Genomic DNA, 21691 nt, shown 5'->3' on the forward strand with positions numbered 1-21691 from the left:
TCTGTGCATCACTTGGAACACATGATTCGCGGCGATTTAGTTCGCCATCGAACTCGCCTAGGGTTTTCGTGATGTCCGGCACGTCCCGTAGCGGCTGGCCAGGGACGCCGCAGAGAACGGGGATAGAAATGGCTCAGCCAAATGTCGCGCGTGAACCGTCCATGGATGAAATCCTGGCGTCCATTCGCAAGATCATCGAGAACAACGAAGCCATGCCGGACCTTGCGGCCGATGCCGAGGACGATGGCGGCTTCGACATTACGACCGGGAGCGAGGATCGCGCCTTGCTCGATCATCCTGTTGTGGTCGAGCAGTTCCATGCCGAAGAACGGCATGCCGCCGCTGTTCAGCCGTTGCCGCGTGCCGAGCTGATGCAGGGTGGCCAGCCGGCCCTGTCGCTTGCCGATGTCGCCGCCCGGGTTCGTGCGGCCTCCGAGCGTCATGTTGCCAGCCGTGAGATGCCGGAGCCCGTTTCCGTCGAGCCGGTAGCGGCGCCGGTGCGGGAGGAAAACCCGATCGTGACCACGCGCATGGCCGCCAATGCCGGGCGTGTCGCGCCGGCCTTCGAAGCCGTCGCAAAGGCCGAACCTGTCGCCGATGTGGTGGCGGCGCCTGCGGTCGATTTGGCCGTCGAGGAGCGCGCTGCCGAGCCGGCTGCTGCCGGCCGGGACGTTGCCGCGATCGTTTCGCCCGATGTCGGCGCGCGCGTGGCCCAGTCCTTTGGCGCGCTGGCGCAGGCGCTCGACGCCGGCCCGCGCCGCTCCTTCGACGAGATCGCCGAGGAGATGCTGCGCCCAATGCTGCAGGAATGGCTGGACGACAACCTGCCGACGCTCGTCGAGCGGCTGGTGCGCGAGGAGATCGAACGGGTGGCGCGCGGCCCGCGCCGCTGACCGACGCCACCAAATCTCCAAAAGATTGGTTTAAGCCGCGCCGGAGCCTCCGGGGCGGCTTTTCTTCTGATATTGTTGACTTCGCCCCGGCCATCCGGTTTAGAAAACGCAACCGACAAACAGCAGGCCACGCACGAAAATGCTTGAAAAAAACTATGATTCCGCAGCGGTCGAGCCGCGCATTGCCAAGGCATGGGAAGATGCGGACGCATTCCGCGCCGGCGAGGGCGCAAAGCCCGGCGCCGAGACCTTCACCATCGTGATCCCGCCGCCGAACGTGACGGGCTCGCTGCATATGGGCCACGCGCTCAACAACACCCTGCAGGACATCATGGTCCGCTTCGAGCGCATGCGCGGCAAGGACGTGCTGTGGCAGCCGGGCATGGACCATGCCGGCATCGCGACGCAGATGGTCGTCGAGCGCAAGCTCGCCGCCGAAAAGCTGCCGGGCCGGCGCGAGATGGGCCGCGAGGCCTTCGTCGAGAAGGTCTGGGAGTGGAAGGCGGAATCAGGCGGCCTGATCTTCAATCAGCTGAAGCGCCTCGGCGCCTCCTGCGACTGGTCGCGTGAGCGCTTCACCATGGACGAGGGCCTGTCCGACGCTGTCCTCGAGGTCTTCGTCTCGCTCTACAAGGAAGGCCTGATCTATCGCGGCAAGCGGCTGGTCAACTGGGACCCGAAATTCGAAACGGCGATTTCCGACCTCGAAGTCGAGAACAAGGAAGTCGACGGCCATATGTGGCACTTCAAGTACCCGCTCGCCGGCGGGGAAACCTACACCTATGTCGAGAAGGACGCCGACGGCAACGTCGTCTTCCAGGAAGAGCGCGACTACATTTCCATCGCGACCACGCGCCCGGAAACGATGCTGGGTGATGGCGCTGTCGCCGTGCATCCCTCCGACGAGCGTTATGCGCCGATCGTCGGCAAACTCTGCGAGATTCCGGTCGGCCCGAAGGCGCATCGCCGCCTCATCCCGATCATCACCGACGAATATCCGGAGCCCGATTTCGGTTCCGGCGCGGTCAAGATCACCGGGGCTCATGATTTCAACGACTACCAGGTCGCCCGTCGCAACAACATTCCGCTCTACCGCCTGATGGACACACGCGCCGCCCTGCGCGCCGACGGCGAGCCCTATGCGTTCTACGCCGCGCAGGCGCTCGACATCGCAAAGACCGGCCACGTGCCGAACGAGGCCGAGGTCGACGACATCAACCTCGTTCCCGACGAGTATCGCGGCCTCGATCGTTATGAGGCCCGCAAGCGTATCGTCGATGCGATCAATGCGGAGGGTCTGGCGGTCACCGTCAAGGATGCCGAAGGCAACGACGTGCCCTTCGTCGAGAACAAGAAGGTCATGCAGCCGTTCGGCGACCGCTCCGGCGTCGTCATCGAGCCGATGCTGACCGACCAGTGGTTCGCCGACGCCGCGACGCTGGCCAAACCCGCCATCGCCTCGGTTCGCGAGGGCCGCACCAATTTCGTGCCGAAGAACTGGGAAAAGACCTATTTCGACTGGATGGAAAACATCGAGCCGTGGTGCATCTCGCGCCAGCTCTGGTGGGGCCACCAGATCCCGGCCTGGTACGGTCCGGATGGTCAGGTCTTCGTCGAGAAGACCGAGGAAGAGGCGCTGCACGCCGCCATCCAGCACTACATCGCCCATGAAGGCCCCTGGAAGGCCTGGGTCGAGGAGAAGCTGGAGAATTTTGCGCCGGGCGATATCCTGACGCGCGACGAGGACGTGCTCGACACCTGGTTCTCGTCCGCCCTCTGGCCGTTCTCGACGCTCGGCTGGCCGGAACAGACGCCGGAACTGGCAAAATACTACCAGACCGACGTGCTCGTCACCGGCTTCGACATCATCTTCTTCTGGGTTGCCCGCATGATGATGATGGGCCTGCACCTGATGAAGGACGAATACGGCAACCCCATCGAGCCGTTCCACACCGTCTATGTCCACGCCCTGGTGCGCGACAAGAACGGGCAGAAGATGTCGAAGTCGAAAGGCAACGTCATCGATCCGCTCGAACTGATCGACGAATACGGCGCGGATGCGCTGCGCTTCACGCTGGCCATCATGGCTGCGCAGGGCCGCGACGTGAAGCTCGATCCGGCCCGCATCGCCGGCTACCGCAACTTCGGCACCAAGCTGTGGAACGCCACGCGCTTTGCCGAGATGAACGGCGTCGCGTCCGATCCGAAATTCGTGCCGGAAGCGGCCTCGCTGACGATCAATCGCTGGATCCTGACGGAACTCGCCCGTACGGCGCGGGACGTCACGGAGGCGATCGAGACCTATCGTTTCAATGACGCGGCGAGCACGCTCTACCGCTTCGTCTGGAACCAGTTCTGTGACTGGTATCTGGAGCTTCTGAAGCCGGTGTTCAGCGGCGAGGATGCGGCTGCCAAGGCGGAATCGCAGGCCTGCGCGGCCTATGTCCTGGAGGAGATCTACAAGCTCCTGCACCCGTTCATGCCTTTCATGACGGAAGAGCTCTGGGCGCATACGGCCGGCGAGGGCAAGACCCGCGACACGCTGGTCTGCCACGCCGAGTGGCCGTCGCCGGCCTATGGCGACGAGGCGGCGGCCGACGAGATCAACTGGCTGATCGACCTCGTTTCCGGCATCCGCTCGGTGCGCGCGGAAATGAACGTGCCGCCGAGTGCGACGGCCCCGCTCGTCATGGTCGATGCCAATGCGATGACGAAGAAGCGCCTCGAAACGCACGATTCGGCCATCCGCCGCCTTGCCCGCGTCGAACAGATTCGCCTGGAGGACACGGCGCCCAAGGGGGCCGCGCAGATTGTCGTCGGCGAGGCGACCGCCTGCCTGCCGCTCGGCACGCTGATCGACCTGGCAGCCGAAAAGGCACGACTCGAAAAGGCGATCGAGAAGGCGAAGGCGGAAGCCACGCGCATTCAGGCCAAGCTGTCGAACGAGAAGTTCGTCGCCAATGCCAAGCCTGACGTGGTGGAAGCCGAGCGCGAACGCTTCGCCGAGCTGGAACAACAGCTCGCCAGCCTGGCGGTGGCACTCGCCCGCGTCAGCGAAGCTGGCTGATTCCCCTCAAATTTATCTGGGAACGATGAAAACCGCGCCGGAATCTCCGGCGCGGTTTTCTATTCGCCGGTTATTCCGCAAAATTCCGACTGTCTCCCAAATGTAACAGGTCATTATCGCTATAGAAAAGATAACTCTTTATTAGCGGAAACGTCCCTACTGTTTGAAAAATCATTTCAGGCCGCTCAACTGCTGAGGGGCTTCATGAAAAGCTTACGTAATTTTTTGAATACCCACTGGAAGTTAGGGGCAAAAACTGGGGTTTGCCAATCTCGTGGTCCTCTTCGATAGTCGGGGTGGAGAGGCGGGACGCAGAGGCAGCTGCGATTTGCGCCGGCGTTGCGCAGGGGAGGATTGCATGAACCGGAAGAACATCAGCCTTGGAGGGATGACGGCGCTTGCCCTGCTGGCGGCGACATCCGCACAGGCGGGCGGCCTGGAGCGTGGCGGGTACAATATCGACCTGCTGTTCGATCCCTCGGACTACATCTTCGAATCGGCGGTGACCTTCGTCAATCCGCAGCGCGACATGAACAACGTCCGCGACAACATTCCCCTCGACGGCGACCTGAACGGCCTGCCGAACAACGGCATTCGCGATACGGAAAGCTACTGGGTGCCGCGCATCGGCTTCAAGGCGGCGATCACCGATTCCATCGACTGCATGGCCGATTATTCCCAGCCCTGGGGCGCGCATATCAATCCCGGCCGCAACTGGGCGGGGGCCAACGACAATGTCGAGACCAAGATCGAGAGCCATAACTACGCGGCGACCTGCTCCTACTCCTTCGACATGGGGCCGGGCCAGTTCCGTGTGATCGGCGGCGGCTTCTACCAGGAGGTCTCCGGCTTCAAGGATCGTCTCGTCTTCGCCATGCCCGAGGGCTCGCCGTTGAACGGCATGGGCCGTCTCAAGCTGGAGGGTGAGGGCTGGGGCTGGCGCGCCGGCATCGCCTACGAGATCGAGGAATATGCGCTGCGCACCAGCCTCGTCTACAACAGCGCGGTGAAGCTCGACGACATCACCGGCACCATGGACCTGCGCCAGGTTCCCGGCGCGGTTCTGCCGGGCTTTGCCGGCGTCAACACGCCGGTCTTCGGCTCCGCCGACATGCCCGATTCACTTGAGTTCAAGTTCCAGACAGGCATCGCGCCGGACTGGCTGGCCTTCGGCTCGATCAAGTGGACCGACTGGAGCCAGCTGCAGAGCCTGCCCTTCTGCCCGATCGCCACGCGCGGTGTCGACTGCCGCACGAGCGGCCCGACGGAAGTGACCTCGCTCGATCTGCTCTACCGCGACGGCTGGACCGTTTCGGGCGGCGTCGGCCACAAGTTCAACGACAAGCTCAGCGGCGCCCTGAGCCTGACCTGGGACCGCGGCACGGGCACCGGCATCGGTGCGCATACCGACACCTGGACCGTCGGCACGGGCCTTTCCTACGCGGCAAACGAGAATGTCGAGTTCCGTCTGAGCGGCGCGCTGGGCATCCTGACGAGCGGTTCCTCCGGTCAGGTCGTCAAGGACGGCCGTACCTTCGGCCGCCGCGTCTCCTATGACTTCGACAACGACCTGGTGACGGCGATCTCCACGTCGCTGAAGATCAAGTTCTGATCTGGCGGACCAAAACGATCAGAATCGGGCCCGGTGTCATCACCGGGCCCTTTTTCTTGGTTAACACTTCGTTGCTTCACGGCAGGCTTGATGGGAAGAACACAGCGACGCCTGAAAATATGTGATGGAATCGCAACACTTTTTTTCCCAGAGTTTGCTACACCTTCAGGGAAGCGACGAAATGTCCATTTCCCGCCACAAACGGGGCGCAGCGATACGGACATGTAGACGCGTGGAACCGCGCCCAAGGAAACGATGAGCCAGCCGATGTCATTGCCGCCGGAGTTGCCGGAAAACCGCACGAAAGTCGTGCATTCCCGGTTTGGCGGAAGGAACAAGGTTCGGCGCGGAATTGTAGAAGTGATGCCGAAGTCCGAGTTGATGCCGATGAAAGTAATGGTATTGGGTCTTTGTCTCTCGCTCTCCTTTGGAGCGGCGTCTCAGGCTCTCGCATTCGATCCCCAATCCGGCGTCAGCAAGGAAAGCGGGCCCTTCGATCTCTTCAAGTTCGGTTTCTTCTCCTACAAGGAGGGGCGCAAGAGCGATGCCGTCGAGGCGTACCGCTATGCGGCCGAAAAGGGCCATACCGGCTCGCGCTGGGCGCTCGCCAACATGTATGCCGATGGTGACGGCGTACCGGAAAACGACCTCGAAGCCTTCAAGATGTACAGCGAGATCGCCCAGGCCGGCGTCGAGCCGGGCTCGGAAGACACCGGCTATTTTGCCAATGCGCTGATTGCGCTTGCCAGCTACTATCGTCGTGGCATTCCCGACAGCCCCGTCAAGATCGACATGACGCAGGCCCGCCAGCTCTATTTCCAGGCGGCTTCCGCCTTCGGCATTCCCGAGGCCCAGTTCCAGCTCGGCCGCATGATGCTCTCGGGCGAGGGCGGCAGCGTCAGCGTGCATCAGGCCAAGAAGTGGCTGAACCGCGCCCGCAACAATGGCCATGCCGGCGCCATGGGCCTGTTCGGCAACATCCTTTTCCAGGAAGGCCAGACGGCCCGCGGGCTTGCCTTCATGACCGCCGCGCTCGATCATTGCCCGCCGAAGGACTGCGGCTGGCTGCAGGCCACGCAGGAAGAGGCCTTCTCCGTCGCCAGCGAGGCTGATCGCCGCAAGGGCGTCGCACTGGCGCAAAGCATCCGGTTCAATCCGGAAGAATAGTTTTCAGGAAAATTTGAGGCCGGTTTGCGCCCGCAGGTCTGCGGGCCGGGCGTATCAGGCCGCGTAATCCAGCACGGCCACCACGGGAACGTGGTCGGACGGCTTTTCCCAGTTGCGCACATGCTTCTCGACCGCGGTCGAGACGAGGCGATCGGAGGCTTCGGCCGACAGCATGAGGTGGTCGATGCGGATGCCGAAATTCTTCGGCCAGCAGCCACCCTGGTAATCCCAGAACGTATAATGCGGCACGGCGTCGGTCGAGGCGCGCACGGCATCCAGCAAACCGAGGTTTTCGAGACGCCGGAAGGCCTGGCGGGTGGGCGGCAGGTAGAGCGCGTCCCGCTGCCAGACCTTGACGTCCCAGCAGTCGTGCGGCTCGGGAATGACATTGTAGTCGCCGGCAAGGATCAGCGGTTCCTCCAGCGCCAGCCGGTCCTCGGCAAAGGCGATCAGCCGGTCCATCCAGGAAAGCTTATAGGGGAACTTGACGGGATCGTCCGCCGGGTTGCCGTTCGGCAGGTAGAGTGAGCAGAAACGGATGACGCCGCCTTCGACGGAGAAGACACCCTCGATGAAGCGGGACTGCTCGTCACCGTCACCGCCGGGAAGGCCGCGGTTCACCTCGTCGGGGCGGATCTTCGAGAGCAGGGCGACGCCGTTGAAGCCCTTCTGGCCATGCGTCTCGACGTGATAGCCGAGCGCTTCGATCTCACCGCGTGGAAATCCCTCGTCGACCGTCTTGATTTCCTGGAGCCCGACAATGTCAGGATTGGATTCCTTCAGCCATGCGACGAGATTGTCGATGCGCGCCCGCACGCCGTTGATGTTCCAGGTGGCAATCTTGATCGGCATGCGGGTTCCCGTCTTGGTTTTCTGAAAGGTCAGATCGAGAAGCTGGTGCCGCAGCCGCAGCTGGCGACGGCATTCGGATTCTTGATCTGGAAGGACTGGCCGAGCAGGTTATCGACGAAATCGATCTCGGACCCGTCCATGTAGACGAGGGAGAGCTGGTCGATCAGCACCTTCGCATTGTCGCGCTCGAGCACCATGTCATCGTCCTGCTGGTCCTCGACGAGGTCGAATTTGTAGGAGAAGCCGGAACAGCCGCCGCCTTCCACGGAGACGCGCAGCGCCTGCTTTTCGGGCGACGCTGTGAGGATCGACGCGATGCGCCGGACGGCGGCGTCGGAAATGGTAACGGACTTGTCGGTCATGTCTGCCTCCTGCCGGGGTCAAGATCCGGAGAGAATCGCTATCCTTCGAAGACGGCGCCTTTACCGTCCCTGGCGTCGCCCGCTGCGGGCCGTCTTATACAAATCCTTGAAAAGGCTTGTATTTCAAGCTCGGCTTGCAGCCGGACTTGCCGCTGTGCACACTATAGGTATGAAGGCATTGCGGCCGCGTCAATGGGCGGCGTGAATGCAGGTGAAGAATGACGTTCGACAGACATGCGCTGGGTTTTGGCGCGGGGCAACGCGCCATCTATGCCTCCGACCCCTGGGCGACCCGTGGGCGGCTCCATCCCGAAGCCGAGAGCCCCACACGGTCGGACTTCCAGCGCGACCGTGACCGCATCGTGCACACCACCGCCTTCCGGCGTCTCAAGCACAAGACGCAGGTCTTCATTGCCGCCGATGGCGATCATTATCGCACGCGCCTGACCCACACGATCGAGGTGGCGCAGATCGCCCGCGCGCTCGCCCGCGCCCTGAAGCTCGACGAGGATCTCGCCGAGGGCGTGGCGCTGGTGCATGATTTCGGCCACACGCCCTTCGGCCATACGGGCGAGGACGCCTTGCACGAGGTGCTGAAACCCTTCGGCGGTTTCGATCACAATGCCCAGTCGCTGCGCATCGTCACCAAGCTCGAGCGGCGCTATGCCGAGTTCGACGGGCTGAACCTGACCTGGGAAAGCCTCGAAGGCCTCGTCAAGCACAATGGTCCGCTGATCGGGCCGACCGGCGAGTGCACCCATGGCGAGGAGGTGCCGCGGCCGATCCTCGACTATTGCGCCATACACGACCTGGAGCTCGGCAGCTTCGCCAGCATGGAGGCGCAGGTCGCCGCAATCGCCGACGACATCGCCTACAACACCCACGACATCGACGACGGCCTGCGCTCGGGCTATCTCACGTTCGAGATGCTCGAGGACGTGCCGTTCCTCGCACGGCTGATGCGCGACGTGCGCGAGCGCTATCCGGATCTCGAGGCTTCGCGCTTCACCCACGAGATCATGCGCCGGCAGATCACCGCCATGGTCGAGGACGTGATCGGCTATGCGCAGCAGGCGATCCACGAGGAGCGGCCCGAGAGCGCAGAGGACGTGCGCAAGGCGCGCCGCTGCCTGGCGACCTTCTCCGCGGAGATGGCCGTCACGGACAAGCAGATCAAGAAGCTCCTGTTCTCGCGCATCTACCGGCATCCGGAGGTGATGCGGGTGCGGGCGAACGCCGCTTCCATCCTCACGGACCTCTATCACGCTTACATGGACGACCCGCAGCTGATGCAGGGGCACTATTGGGTGGACCGCATCGCGACCATGCCGGAGACGGCGCGCGCCCGCCATGTCGGCGACTATCTTGCCGGCATGACCGACAACTACGCGGTCAACACCCATCGCCGGCTGTTTGACCATACCCCCGAATTGCGATAGTCAGCCGCCACCTGAACTTCTTCGCAGAAATGGCTCGAAACGGGCCGCTGCGTGCGGATGGATGAGATGAACCTTTTTACAGATTTCGATAGCAGAATCAAAAACGTACTCGAAGGACTTGAGATCGTCCGCGAGAAGCGCGCCGATCTCGACTTCAGTCGTATCGGCGTCGAGCCGCCGCGCGATGCGAGCCACGGCGACGTTGCGACCAATGCTGCGATGGTGCTGGCAAAGCCCCTCGGCCTCAATCCGCGGGCGCTGGCCGACCTCATCGTCGCCGAACTCAAGAAGGACCCGGAAGTCGCCGATGTCAGCGTCGCCGGTCCCGGTTTCATCAATGTGCGCCTCTCCGTACCCTACTGGCAGAAGCTGCTGGCCGCGATCGTCAAGACCGGCACCGACTATGGTCGCGGCTCCCTCGGTGCGGGCCGCAAGGTGAACGTCGAATACGTCTCCGCCAACCCGACGGGACCGATGCATGTCGGTCACTGCCGCGGCGCCGTGGTCGGCGACGCGCTGGCCAATCTGCTCGCTTTTGCCGGCTATGGCGTGACCAAGGAATATTACATCAACGATGCGGGCTCGCAGATCGACGTGCTCGCGCGTTCGGCCTTCCTGCGCTACCGCGAGGCGCTCGGCGAGACGATCGGCGATATTCCGTCGGGCCTCTATCCCGGCGACTATCTGGTTCCGGTCGGCGAAGCGCTGGCCGAGGAATTCGGCACGACGCTGCGCGCCATGCCGGAGCAACAGTGGATGCCCATCGTCAAGGACAAGACGATCGACGCGATGATGGTGATGATCCGCGAAGATCTCGCGGCCCTCAATGTCCGGCACGACGTCTTCTTCTCCGAACGCTCGCTGCATGCCGGCAACGGCGCGCCGATCCGCACGGCGATCAATGACCTGACCTTCAAGGGCCATGTCTACAAGGGCGTGCTGCCGCCGCCGAAGGGCCAATTGCCGGAAGACTGGGAAGATCGCGAGCAGACGCTCTTCCGCTCGACGGAAGTTGGCGACGATATCGATCGCCCGCTGATCAAGTCGGACGGATCCTATACCTATTTCGCCGCCGACGTTGCCTACTTCAAGGACAAGTTCGACCGCGGCTTCGACGAGATGATCTATGTGCTCGGCGCCGACCACGGCGGTTACGTCAAGCGCCTGGAGGCGGTTGCGCGCGCGGTCTCCGAGGGTAAGTCCAAGCTGACCGTGCTGCTCTGCCAGCTGGTCAAGCTGTTCCGCAACGGGGAGCCGGTGAAGATGTCGAAGCGCTCCGGCGACTTCGTGACGCTCCGCGACGTTGTCGACGAGGTCGGTCGCGATCCGGTGCGCTTCATGATGCTCTATCGCAAGAACAGCGAGCCGCTCGACTTCGATTTCGCCAAGGTGACGGAGCAGTCCAAGGACAATCCGGTGTTCTACGTGCAGTATGCCCATGCGCGCTGCATGTCGGTGTTCCGCCAGGCGGCCGAGGCGTTCCCGGATCTCGATGTTGCCGCGCTCGATTTCGCTTCCGCGATCGCGGGCAACATCGCCGATCCGAGCGAGTTGCAGCTTCTGGCGAAGCTCGCAGAATATCCGCGTGTCGTCGAGGGTGCTGCACTCGCGCACGAGCCGCACCGCATCGCGTTTTATCTCTATGATCTTGCCAGTTCATTCCACGCTCACTGGAATAAAGGCAAAGAGCAGCCGGAATTACGGTTTGTTAACGATAAAAATAGAGAATTGAGTATCGCCAGACTTGGGCTGGTGCACGCTGTCGCCTCTGTTCTTAAGTCGGGCCTGTCCATTACAGGCACGGCTGCACCGAACGAAATGCGGTAACGTCACCATTTGCCCACAATAAGCTGGCAAATGCGTATTTGTAGCTTGTGAGTGGGAAGCAGTATGGCAGACAAGAACTTCGCGCGAAGCGGAACCGCTGACACGGATCTCCTGGCGGACGACGATCCGCTGGCTGAGCTTGCCCGTCTCGTCGGCTACGAACCGCGTCCGGTCCAGGACGTCAGCAAGTCTTCCTCCGAGCCCGCCCAGGCGGTCCCGCGGATGGACAATCCCGTGCTCGCCCTCGAGGACGAGCTGATGCGCGCCTTCGAGCAATATGACACGCCGCGCCGCGAGAGCGTCCAGCCGGTCGTTGCCGAGCGCGCTACGCCGCGCCATGTCGAGCCCGTCTTCGACAGGCCGGCACCGGTCGTGGAAGAGCGCGAAGCCATCCTCGACGCGGTGCCGACGCGTGACGTGGCACCGCGCGATGCCGTACATCACGAGCCCTCCTTCGAGGAACAGTTCTTCGGCGCCGAGCCGTCTTTCGACGAGCAGCGTCCGGCCGAGATTGAGCAGCCGGTTGTCGCTGAAAGCGATGCCGGTCATGCGCTTCCGGTTGAAGAGCACGTGGCGGAGCTGCCCCGTGAGGAAGAGATCGTCGCGGATGCGGCGCCCGTGGAGATTGAGCCCGAGCTTGATTTCGATCCGGCCTTGCTGCTCGCCGACGAGCTTGAAACGGCTGTGCATGACGTTCCTGCCGTCGATGTCGAGCCGGTAATGCATGCCGGCCGCCAGTTCGTCGACCGGCTGGAGCCGCGCTTCGAGCCGCCCGTGCGCAGCGAACCGATTGTCGATACCCCGGTCGTTGCCAGCGCCGACGAGCGCCAGCCCGTCGTCCTTGGTTTCCAGCCCCTCGCGCCGGAGGAGAATCCGATCGACGAGATCGGCCTCGATCTCGAGCGCGAACTGGAGCTGTCGATCGGCGATGGTTTTGCCGATGACCTGCTCTCCGACATCCGCGCCGCCGATGTTGCGCAAGCCGGCCATGAGCCGACCCTCCAGGACTGGATGTCCGACGCGGCGAGCCGCCCCGTTTCCGAGCCGTTCCATGCGGAACCGGCCTATGCCCGGGACGAGCCGCATTTTGTTGCCGAAATGCCGTTCGAGACGCGGGAAGACCGTGCCTGCGCCGTGGCCGAAGCAGAGACGCAGTGGCAGGACGCCGAGCCCGCCCGCGATGCGGAACCCGACTACCGGCTGGAAACGGTCGAGCCCGGCCGCAACCACGATGCGGATTCCCTGTTGGCCGAGGTCGAGCGTTACCCTGTGCCGGACAGCCGGCCTTCTCTGGAGGCAGCCACGCTTGCCGCCGCCTCGCTCGCGGCCGTGAGCACGACGCCGCGCAACAGCCTGGCAAACGTTTCCTCGATTTTCGGCCGCGCGACGCCGGTCGCGCAACGCCAGTCGAGTGTGGAGACGGCGCGCACCCCGATGGTCGAAACCGCGCGCGAGCCGGTGTTCGCGCCCGTTCAGAGCCCGGTGGCTGACGCCTATCGTGCGCCGGTTGTCGAAGCGCGCGCCGAGCCGGTTGCAAAGCCGACCCCGGTGGCCGTCGAGCCGGAGCTCGATATCGAGAACCTGGAATTCGATCTCTCCGACATCGACCTCGATCTTTCGGATTTTTCGCTCGACGAGGAGCCGGTGCGGCAGGAGGTCAAGGCGCCGGAGGCGCGGCTTGAAACCCGTCCGCAGGCCCGTGTCGAGGCCGTAAGGCCCGTCGAGATGCAGACGCCGGTGCGCCGCGAGCCTGTCGTGGCGGTCCCCGTCTCGACCTATACTGCGCCGCAGCCCGTCATCTCGGAAATGGCCGATGGTGCGCTGCCCTTCGATCCGACGATGATCACCGAGACGGACGAGGGGGTTTCCCCGGTTACCGAACTCGACGTGCCGCAGCTTCCCGTCATCGAGAAGGAAAAGCCGCCGGCCTATCAGCCGGACTATGATTTCGACATCGACGCGGAAATGGCGCAGCTCTTCACCGAGCCGGCTGCCAAGGCGCGCAGCGAAGACCGCACCGCCGGCATTGCCGCCAGTGCGGTTGCCGCGGCCGTCGCCCAGCCGGCGGCGCAGATCAACGACGTCGACGATTTCGAACGCGCCCTGGAAGAGGACTTCCGTCGCTCGCTGAGCCAGCCCGAGCGCATGGCGATCCCCGTCGATCCCGGCCAGGCCAACACGCACTATGCCGGCGATGGCTACGACGACGAACAGTCCCGCCCGCGTCGCGGTCTGCTGATCGCGGCTTCCGTCGCGGCCCTCCTCATGGTCGGCGGCGGTGGCGTCTATGCCTGGACGGCCTTTACCGGCGGCACGGCCGGTTCGGGCGAGCCGCGCGTGATCCTCGCCGACAAGGAGCCGGTCAAGGTCGTGCCGGAGGAAAAGGGCGGCAAGACCGTGCCGAACCAGGACAAGGCGGTCTATGACCGTGTTGCCGGCGATACGGCCGCGACCCCGCAGCAGGACCAACTCGTCACCTCCACGGAAGAGCCCGTCGATGTCGTGCAGCGCACGCTGACGCCGGAAACCCTGCCGTTCGATGGTCCGGAAGACGGCGTCGAGGCGGTCATTGCCGCGGAAAACGAAAACCGTGTCCTGCCGGGTGTCGATGAACCGGAAACGGCCGCGGCCGAAGGCGGCAACAAGCCGCTCGTCTCGCCGCGCAAGGTCAAGACGATGATCGTCAAGCCGGACGGCACGCTCGTCGCCCGCGAAGAAACGGTCGGCGAGCCCGCAACGGAGGTTGTTGGTCTCGACGCCAAGGCGACCGCGACCACCGGCAGCGCCTCGGGCGAGGCCGCTGCCACGGCCAATGCGACGGTCGACACCAATGCCTCGCTCAGCGCCGAGCAGGCGGCCAGCGAAGGCCAGCCGCGGTCCGTGCTGGCGGAAGTCGCCAATGCCGAAGTCGACGACACGGCGCCGGTGCGCACGGTGAAGACGACGACGATCGGCGCCACGAGCGGTTCGACGGACGGCAATGCGCCGGTTCCGGGCACGCGTCCGATCGACCAGCCGGTCAACGTGGTCGGCACCGTGACCGAAAACGGCAATGTCTCTGGCACCCAGACCGCCGAGGCGACGCAGACGCAGCAGACGGCCGAACAGACGCAGGTCGCAGCCGTCGCCCCCGGCAGCTACGTCATCCAGATCGCCTCGCTGCCCTCGGAAGCGGAAGCGCAGAAGAGCTACAACTCGCTCTCCTCGAAGTTCTCCTCCGTCATCGGTGGGCGCGGCGTGGACATCAAGAAGGCGGAAATCCCGAACAAGGGTACCTACTTCCGCGTCCGTATCCCGGCCGGCTCGCGCGAGGAGGCCAATTCGCTCTGCAGCCGCTATAAGAGCGCCGGCGGCAGCTGCCTCGTCACCCGCTGAGGAGACGCTGATTTTCTGGAGAGGCGCGGGCAGGGTCCGCGCCTCTTCGATTCCGACGGGCTGCTGCCGCAGGAGCCGGCAGGGCACTCCTTCGTTTTCTCCATCGAACCTTTAAGATTGCGGACATGAGCGAATCGAAATCCTTCCTTTCGGGCTGCAAGGGCCTGAGTCTGACCGCCGACGAGAAAGCCTTCTTCCGCAGCGAGCGGCCGTGGGGCTTCATCCTGTTCGGCCGCAACATCGGCGAGCCGGCGCAGGTGGCGGACCTGACCGCCGAGATGCGCGACTGCCTTGGCGGCGACGCGGATATCCCCGTGCTGATCGATCAGGAGGGCGGCCGCGTCCAGCGCATCAAGCCGCCACATGTGCAGCAGTATCCGAATGCCGCCGCGCTCGGTGCGATCTACCGCGCCGATGCGGAGAAGGGGCTGCGCGCCGCCTGGCTGATGTCGCGCCTGCATGCTTTCGATCTCCTCCGCCTCGGCATCAATGTCGATTGCCTGCCGGTGCTCGACGTCGCCGTGCCGGGCGTGCACGACGTCATCGGCAACCGTGCCTATGGACAGGAGCCCGAGATCGTCTCCGTGATGGGCAGGGCGGCTGCCGAAGGTCTCAAGGCCGGCGGCCTGCTGCCGATCATGAAACACATGCCGGGCCATGGCCGGACCATGGTCGATTCGCACCACGATCTGCCGGTCGTGCATGCCAGCCGCGCCGAGCTGGAGGCCTGCGATTTCGTGCCCTTCCGCCGCATGAACGACGAGCTGATGGCGATGTCCGCCCATATCGTCTTTACCGCCATCGATGCCGACAATCCGGCGACCACCTCGGCAAAGGTCGTCAGCGAGATCATCCGCGGCCATATGGGTTTCGACGGGCTTCTGATGTCCGACGACGTGTCGATGAACGCGCTGAAGGGCGATATTGCCGCAAGAAGCCGGGGAATCATTGCTGCCGGCCTCGACATGGTGTTGCATTGCCATGGCATCATGGAGGAAATGATCGCGGTGACCGAGAACGTTCCGCCACTGACCGGCGACAGCCTGCGGCGGGCGAATGCGGTGCGTGCAGGCTTCCCGACGCCGGACGGGGCGGACGAGGCGGCGCTGCGCGAAGAGTTCAACGCCATGATCGCGGTGGCCTGACAGCCGCCGCAAGCGGGCTCCCGCAGGCGCGGGCGCGCGGCACGATAAAGAGGGGCGACGTGCAGGGAACGGGGTCGAAGCCACCGAAGAAAGGGCGCGGCGCGCAAGCGCCGATGGCCGACCTGTGGCAGGACGCCGAGGCGCGGGGCCTTACCGAGGAGAGCCTCGTCGTCGATCTCGCCGGCTTCGAAGGCCCGCTCGACCTTCTGCTGCATCTCGCCCGCACGCAGAAGGTGGATCTTACCCGCATCTCCGTGCTGGCGCTTGCCGAACAATATCTCGTCTTCATCGAGCGGGCGCGCAAGATCCGCATCGAGCTGGCCGCGGACTATCTCGTCATGGCGGCCTGGCTTGCCTATCTCAAGTCGCGCCTGCTCATTCCCAAGCAGGCGAAGGACGATGGCCCCTCCGGCGAGGAGATGGCGGCAAGCCTCGCCTTCCGCCTGAAGCGGCTTGAGGCGATGCGCGATGCGGCGACGCGGCTCATCAACCGCAACCGCCTCGGCCGCGACGTCTTTGCCCGCGGCATGCCGGAGCATATTCCGACCGAGCGGCGCTCGTCCTTCGAGGCTTCGCTCTACGACCTGCTCAACGCCTATTCGTCGCTGCGCCAGCGCCACGCGGTCACGCAGGTCACCATCGAGAAACGCACCGTCTGGTCGCTCTCCGATGCGCGCGAAATTCTGTCGCTGCTCGTCGGCGGCTTTGAGGACGACTGGGCGGCGCTCGACAACTTCATCCTGCGCTACCTGCGCAACCCGACGGAGCGGACCACGGCGATCGCCAGCGCGTTTGCAGCGACGCTGGAGCTGGTGAGGGAAGGGCGCCTGGAATTGCGCCAGGACGGTGCCTTCCAGCCGATCTACCTGCGCCGCGGACCCAAGCCCGAGGGCGACGATGACGGGGGCGACGGACGTGGCTGAGCCGGGGGACGACGCACCGCGCGATGCGGACGCCGGCACGATCGTCGATCCACGTCGACTGCACGAGGCAGCGCGCATTGCCGAGGCGCTGGTTTTCGCCTCCGCCGGACCGGTCTCGCAGGCCTATATCGCCGACAGGCTGCCGCGCGGCGTCGATGTGCTGCATGTCATGCGCGAGCTGAAGGCACTCTATGCAGGCCGCGGCGTCAACCTCGTGCAGCTCGATGACAGCTGGGCCTTCCGCACGGCCCCGGACCTCTCCTTCGTCATCCGGACGGAGGAGACGGAGGTGCGCAAATTGTCGCGCGCCGCGCTCGAGGTTCTGTCGATCATCGCTTACCATCAGCCCGTCACCCGCGCGGAGATCGAGGATATCCGAGGCGTACAGACCTCGAAGGGCACGCTCGACGTGCTGATGGAGGCCGGCTGGGTGCGGTTTCGCGGCCGCCGCCGCTCACCGGGCCGCCCGGTGACGTTCGGCACCACGCGTGATTTCCTCGATCATTTCGGCCTGGAGGACCTGCGCGATCTGCCGGGCCTTGAGGAACTGAAGGGCGCCGGCCTGCTGTCCGGCCGCATTCCGTCCAATTTCCAGGTCCCCATGCCGCTGCGCGAGGACGAGTTTGCGGACGACGAGGATCCGATCACCCAGCTGGATCTCGAAGAACTCGGTCTCTTGACACCGGGCGGAAAAGAAGACGAATAAACGAAGCTTATGACAGGACTGTACCGTCGGCGCCTGTGCCGGCGGCAGGGAAAGACTTCGGCACATGGTTTTGGACCCGTCAGGCTCCAACGGCAACGAGACGAGACGGGCATCGGCGGTCACCTTCGCGGCGCGCCTGTCCTTCGAGGATATCCACCACAGCTACCACAACAAGGAAACGATCCGCGGCATCTCGCTGACGGCGGAGCCCGGCGAGGTCTTGTGCCTGCTCGGTCCGTCCGGTTCCGGCAAGACGACGCTTTTGCGCATTGCCGCAGGCATCGAGGCGCAGACGGCCGGCCGCGTGCTTCTGAACGACCGCGAGGTTGCCGGTCCGACCGTCTTCCTGCCACCCGAGCGGCGCGGCGTGGGGCTGATGTTTCAGGATTTCGCGCTCTTCCCGCATATGTCCGTGCTCGACAATGTGCGCTTCGGCCTGACGGCGCTGCCGCGCGCAGAGGCGGAGGCAGAGGCGCAGGTCGCTCTCGAACGCGTCGGCCTCGCGCACTATGCCCAGAAGTTTCCACATGTTCTTTCGGGCGGCGAGCAGCAGCGCGTGGCGCTCGCCCGGGCGCTTGCGCCGCGCCCTTCGGTGCTTCTGATGGACGAGCCGTTTTCCGGACTTGATTCGCGCCTCAAGGACTCGATCCGCGCCGATACGCTGGCGATCCTGCGCCAGTCGCGTGCCAGCGCCATCGTGGTGACCCATGATGCGGAGGAGGCGATGCGCATGGGCGACCGCATCGCGTTGTTGAAGGATGGTCGGCTCGTGCAGGTGGGCACGGCGGAAGAGCTCTATCTCAATCCGAAAAATATCTTCGCCGCCGCCTTTTTCTCCGAAATCAACGAGTTTCCCGGCCGCGTGCACGGGGGCGTGGTCGAAACGCCGCTCGGCACTGTCGACGGCAAGCGGTTTTCCGACGGCCAGAAGGTCCATGTCGCGGTGCGCCTTTCCGGGCTGCGGGTGATGGAAACGGGCGGTGAAATCCCCGCACGCATATTGTCGCGGCGTTTTCTCGGGGTGGTGGAGCTGCTCGATCTCGCCGTGCCGGGCACAGATCGGCCGATCCGGGCGCGCGTCAGGGCCGATCAGTTGGCTTCCGGATTGCGCGACGTCACGCTTTCGGCTAACCACCGCGACATTCTAGTGTTTGAAAAAGACGGCTGAACGTCTTACATCGGGGTACGAGTTCGAAAGGGAGTCAAGAATATGGGTTCATTCAGCATCTGGCATTGGCTGATCGTTCTGGTGGTGGTGCTGCTGCTGTTCGGCCGCGGCAAGATTCCGGAATTGATGGGCGATGTCGCCAAGGGCATCAAGAACTTCAAGAAGGGCATGTCCGACGAGGAAGCCGCCGCTGCCGACAAGGCCAAGACCGTCGATCACAAGGCTGACGAGGTCAAGTGAGCGGCGTTGAACCTGGATTTGCCGGGTCAATCCGTGCAGCGTGACCTGGCGGCTGCGAGCGGTGGTTCGCAGCCCATGAGGACAGTACCCTATGCTTGATGTCGGCTGGACCGAAATACTCGTCATCGCGATCGTCCTGATCATCGTGGTCGGTCCGAAGGACCTGCCGCAGATGCTGCGCACGTTCGGCCGCATGATGTCGAAGATGCGCGGCATGGCGGGCGATTTCCGCCAGCAGTTCGACGAGGCGCTGCGCGAAGCGGACCTCGAGGACGTCAAGAAGACGATCGGCGAGGCGCAGAAGCTCAATCCGCTGAACACCATCCGCGAGGCGGTCAACCCGCTGCGCCAGATGGGCGACGACATCAAGGCTGATCTTCAGAAGACGACCAGCTCCGTCTCCTCGACGGCCCCTGCCGCAACGCCCACGGAAGGCGTTGCCGGCAGCACGCCGGTCGCCGTGCCGGCCGAGGTGCCGAAGCCGGTTTCCGCCGAACCCGTCGCTGCCGTTCCGTTGAAAGCCGGACCGGTGAAGAAGACGGCGACAAGGAAACCCGCGGACGCGACGGACAAGGCGGCAAAGCCCCGCAAGGCGGCCGCGAAAGCCGAACCCGTCGCCAAGGCGGCTGAAAAGCCGGCCGCAAAGGCCTCCGCCGAAAAGAAGGCGGCGCCTGCCAAGGCCAAGACTGCAAAGACCAAGAAGGGCGACGCATGAGCGGCGATATGGAAGACAAGCCCCAGCCGCTCATGGAGCACCTGATCGAGCTTCGCCAGCGCCTTCTCTGGGCGGTCGGCGCGTTCTTCGTTGCCTTTCTCGTCTGTTTCTATTTTGCCAAGCAGCTGTTCAATCTGCTCGTCCTGCCCTTCAAATGGGCCGTGACATGGGCGGGGCTTTCGCACCGCAATGTCGAGCTGATCTACACGGCGCCGCAGGAATTCTTCTTCACGCAGATCAAGGTCGCCATGTTCGGCGCGCTGGTCATCGCGTTTCCAGTCATCGCCCAGCAGGTCTACAAGTTCGTCGCGCCCGGCCTCTACAAGAACGAGCGCGCCGCCTTCCTGCCGTTCCTGATCGCCTCGCCGATCCTTTTCCTCATCGGTGCGGCGCTCGTCTACTTCTTCTTCACGCCCATGGTCATGTGGTTCTTCCTGGCCATGGAGCAGGGCGGCGGCGAGGGAGAGGTGTCGATCCAGCTCCTGCCGAAGGTGTCGGAATATCTCAGCCTCATCATGTCGCTGATCTTCGCCTTTGGCCTCGTCTTCCAGCTTCCCGTGGTTTCCTCGCTGCTGGTGCGGGCCGGTTTCATCGATTCCCAGACGCTTGCCGACAAGCGCAAATACGCGATCGTCATCGCCTTCGTGGTCGCCGCCGTGCTGACGCCGCCCGATCCGGTTTCCCAGATCGGCCTTGCACTGCCGGCCATCCTTCTCTACGAGATTTCCATCTATACGGCCCGACTCATCGAACGGCAGCGGGCGAGCGCCTCGAACGCGCAGGATGCGGAGAACGAGGTCGTTGCGACGCCGGAAGAGGCCGACAAGGCCTGATCCCCGGCGTCGTCGCACTGTGCTGCCGGGCGCGGGTGGGCCTCAATCCACGGAACGCCTGGAACGACAATGCTTGATATCAAATGGATCCGCGACAACGCCGCCGCTCTCGACGCCGCCCTGGCAAAGCGCGGTGCGAGCCCCCTGGCAAAGGCCCTCATCGATCTCGACGAGAGGCGCCGCAGCGTCATCCAGAAGGCGCAGGACATGCAGTCGCGCCGCAACGCCGCCTCCAAGGAGATCGGCGCGGCCATGGCGGCGAAAAACAGCGAGCTCGCCGAGAAGCTGAAGACCGAAGTCTCGGCCATCAAGGATCAGCTTCCCGCCGCCGAGGAAGAGGAGCGCCAGGTCACTGCCGAGCTCAACGACGCCCTGTCGCGCATCCCGAACATTCCGCTCGACGATGTGCCTGTCGGCACCGACGAGGCCGGCAATGTGGAAAAGCTGAAATGGGGCGCCAAGCCCGGCTGGAACCACAAGGCGCTGGAACACTACGAGATCGGCGAAGCCCTCGGCTACATGGATTTTGAAGCCGCAGCCAAGATCGCCGGCTCGCGCTTCACCGTGCTGAAGGGCCAGCTCGCACGCCTTGAGCGCGCCCTCGGCCAGTTCATGATCGATGTGCACACCGGCGAGCACGGCTATACGGAAGTGCATGCGCCGCTCCTCGTGCGCGACGATGCCATGTTCGGCACCGGCCAGTTGCCGAAGTTCTCCGACGACCTGTTCCGCACCACGGACGGCCGCTGGCTGATCCCGACCGCGGAGGTCTCGCTCACCAACCTCGTGCGTGAGGAGATCGTCGATCAGGAAAAGCTGCCGCTGCGCTTCACCTCGCTGACGCCATGCTTCCGTTCGGAAGCGGGCTCGGCCGGCCGCGACACGCGCGGCATGCTGCGCCAGCATCAGTTCATGAAGTGCGAGCTCGTGTCGATCACCGATGCGGAAAGCTCGATCGACGAGCACGAGCGCATGACGGCCTGCGCAGAAGAAATCCTGAAGCGCCTCGGCCTGCACTACCGCGTCATGACGCTCTGCACCGGTGACATGGGTTTTGGCGCCCGCAAGACCTATGACCTGGAAGTCTGGCTGCCCGGCCAGGATACGTTCCGCGAAATCTCGTCCGTTTCGGTCTGCGGTGATTTCCAGGCGCGGCGCATGAATGCGCGCTATCGCGGCAAGGACGACAAGGCGACGAAGTTCGTGCACACGCTGAACGGCTCGGGTACGGCGGTCGGCCGCGCGCTGATCGCCGTCATGGAAAACTACCTCAACGAGGACGGCTCGGTCACCGTGCCGGACGTGCTGCTGCCCTATATGGGCGGCCTGAAGAAGATCGAGAAGGCCGCCTGAGGCGGAAGGCGGAG

17 protein-coding genes are annotated in these 21691 nt (G+C 64.1%); 15 read left to right on the top strand and 2 right to left on the bottom strand.

Going from position 1 to position 21691, the window contains the following annotated elements:
- The first annotated feature begins 128 nt into the window (after window positions 1-128).
- The 4 genes from P9A16_RS25635 (at window position 129) to exoR (ending at window position 6739) form a co-directional block, all read left to right on the top strand.
- Window positions 129-893 carry a PopZ family protein gene (locus P9A16_RS25635; RefSeq protein WP_024270457.1) on the top strand — a complete coding sequence of 255 codons (765 nt, stop codon included), beginning with the start codon at window positions 129-131 and terminating at the stop codon, window positions 891-893.
- 139 nt (window positions 894-1032) lie between these two features.
- Window positions 1033-3960 carry a valine--tRNA ligase gene (locus P9A16_RS25640; protein WP_023515115.1) on the top strand — a complete coding sequence of 976 codons (2928 nt, stop codon included), beginning with the start codon at window positions 1033-1035 and terminating at the stop codon, window positions 3958-3960.
- A 358-nt stretch (window positions 3961-4318) separates the two neighbouring features.
- Window positions 4319-5572 carry an OmpP1/FadL family transporter gene (locus tag P9A16_RS25645; protein WP_023512144.1) on the top strand — a complete coding sequence of 418 codons (1254 nt, stop codon included), beginning with the start codon at window positions 4319-4321 and terminating at the stop codon, window positions 5570-5572.
- A 363-nt stretch (window positions 5573-5935) separates the two neighbouring features.
- Window positions 5936-6739 carry an exopolysaccharide production regulator ExoR gene (exoR, locus tag P9A16_RS25650; RefSeq protein WP_037406752.1) on the top strand — a complete coding sequence of 268 codons (804 nt, stop codon included), beginning with the start codon at window positions 5936-5938 and terminating at the stop codon, window positions 6737-6739.
- A gap of 54 nt (window positions 6740-6793) precedes the next feature.
- Here the strand turns inward: exoR and xth are convergent, their stop codons facing one another.
- Together xth and erpA are read right to left on the bottom strand one after the other, a co-directional pair.
- Window positions 6794-7585, bottom strand: a complete 792-nt coding sequence (gene xth, locus P9A16_RS25655) for an exodeoxyribonuclease III (RefSeq protein ID WP_037406760.1) — start codon at window positions 7583-7585, stop codon at window positions 6794-6796.
- A gap of 35 nt (window positions 7586-7620) precedes the next feature.
- Window positions 7621-7953, bottom strand: a complete 333-nt coding sequence (gene erpA / locus P9A16_RS25660) for an iron-sulfur cluster insertion protein ErpA (RefSeq protein WP_023513989.1) — start codon at window positions 7951-7953, stop codon at window positions 7621-7623.
- Between the two features lie 218 nt (window positions 7954-8171).
- Between erpA and P9A16_RS25665 the strand changes: the two genes are divergently transcribed.
- From P9A16_RS25665 to serS, 11 genes are all read left to right on the top strand, one after another.
- The gene (locus tag P9A16_RS25665; protein ID WP_023513988.1) at window positions 8172-9392 is read left to right on the top strand and encodes a deoxyguanosinetriphosphate triphosphohydrolase; all 1221 of its coding nucleotides are present in this window, start codon (window positions 8172-8174) and stop codon (window positions 9390-9392) included.
- 66 nt (window positions 9393-9458) lie between these two features.
- Window positions 9459-11219, top strand: coding sequence for an arginine--tRNA ligase (argS, locus tag P9A16_RS25670; RefSeq protein WP_024270459.1), 1761 nt, complete (start codon window positions 9459-9461; stop codon window positions 11217-11219).
- 63 nt (window positions 11220-11282) lie between these two features.
- Window positions 11283-14594 (top strand): SPOR domain-containing protein, encoded by a 3312-nt coding sequence (locus P9A16_RS25675; protein ID WP_023511859.1) that lies wholly within the window; start codon window positions 11283-11285, stop codon window positions 14592-14594.
- Window positions 14595-14719: 125 nt separating this feature from the next.
- Window positions 14720-15739: a beta-N-acetylhexosaminidase gene (nagZ, locus tag P9A16_RS25680; protein WP_023511860.1), complete on the top strand. Its 1020-nt coding sequence runs from the start codon at window positions 14720-14722 to the stop codon at window positions 15737-15739.
- Between the two features lie 113 nt (window positions 15740-15852).
- Window positions 15853-16662, top strand: a complete 810-nt coding sequence (locus P9A16_RS25685; protein ID WP_051758631.1) for a segregation and condensation protein A — start codon at window positions 15853-15855, stop codon at window positions 16660-16662.
- Window positions 16637-17368: an SMC-Scp complex subunit ScpB gene (gene scpB / locus P9A16_RS25690; RefSeq protein ID WP_023511862.1), complete on the top strand. Its 732-nt coding sequence runs from the start codon at window positions 16637-16639 to the stop codon at window positions 17366-17368. Before P9A16_RS25685 ends, scpB begins: the two co-directional genes overlap by 26 nt.
- 64 nt (window positions 17369-17432) lie before the next feature.
- Window positions 17433-18536: an ABC transporter ATP-binding protein gene (locus tag P9A16_RS25695; RefSeq protein WP_023511863.1), complete on the top strand. Its 1104-nt coding sequence runs from the start codon at window positions 17433-17435 to the stop codon at window positions 18534-18536.
- 42 nt (window positions 18537-18578) lie between these two features.
- Window positions 18579-18776, top strand: a complete 198-nt coding sequence (locus tag P9A16_RS25700; protein WP_023511864.1) for a twin-arginine translocase TatA/TatE family subunit — start codon at window positions 18579-18581, stop codon at window positions 18774-18776.
- A gap of 91 nt (window positions 18777-18867) precedes the next feature.
- On the top strand, window positions 18868-19491 hold the full coding sequence (gene tatB, locus P9A16_RS25705) for a Sec-independent protein translocase protein TatB (RefSeq protein ID WP_023511865.1): 624 nt from the start codon (window positions 18868-18870) through the stop codon (window positions 19489-19491).
- Complete coding sequence (gene tatC, locus P9A16_RS25710; RefSeq protein ID WP_023511866.1) at window positions 19488-20324, top strand: twin-arginine translocase subunit TatC; 837 nt, start codon at window positions 19488-19490, stop codon at window positions 20322-20324. The genes tatB and tatC overlap by 4 nt, the downstream gene beginning before the upstream one ends.
- A gap of 69 nt (window positions 20325-20393) precedes the next feature.
- A complete protein-coding gene (serS, locus tag P9A16_RS25715; RefSeq protein ID WP_278026033.1) occupies window positions 20394-21677 on the top strand; it encodes a serine--tRNA ligase in 1284 nt (427 codons plus the stop codon).
- Window positions 21678-21691 lie beyond the last annotated feature (14 nt).

Source organism: Shinella sp. 838, assembly GCF_029623935.1.
GTDB lineage: Bacteria > Pseudomonadota > Alphaproteobacteria > Rhizobiales > Rhizobiaceae > Shinella.